General features: G+C 50.0%; 1 protein-coding gene. It reads left to right on the top strand.

From position 1 onward, the window contains the following. Window positions 1-262, top strand: a 262-nt coding sequence (locus AAEY98_RS22445; protein WP_351019819.1) for a dihydropteroate synthase, incomplete at both ends; no start/stop codon positions are given.

The raw sequence follows: 262 nt of genomic DNA, 5'->3' as shown, positions 1-262 counted from the left end.
CTCAGGAGGAGATTGAGCGCGTAATACCAGCCGTTGAAGCTATTCGGAAGCACTGTGGCAATGATATTTGGCTGTCTATAGATACTAGTAGCCCACAAGTAATAGCAGCGGCATTTGCGGTTGGAGCAGACATTTGGAACGATGTTCGTGCGCTAAAGCGTGAAGGGGCTGCGTCAATGGCTGCCAGTCTCGATATTCCAGTTATGCTTATGCATATGCGTGGTGAGCCGACTACCATGACTACCTTGGCGCACTATGAGGA

The sequence above is a fragment of the Shewanella sp. AC91-MNA-CIBAN-0169 genome, from assembly GCF_040310165.1.
Lineage (GTDB): Bacteria > Pseudomonadota > Gammaproteobacteria > Enterobacterales > Shewanellaceae > Shewanella.
The sequence above is the reverse complement of the archived record's forward strand: the minus strand, read 5'-3'. Positions and strand labels throughout refer to the sequence as shown.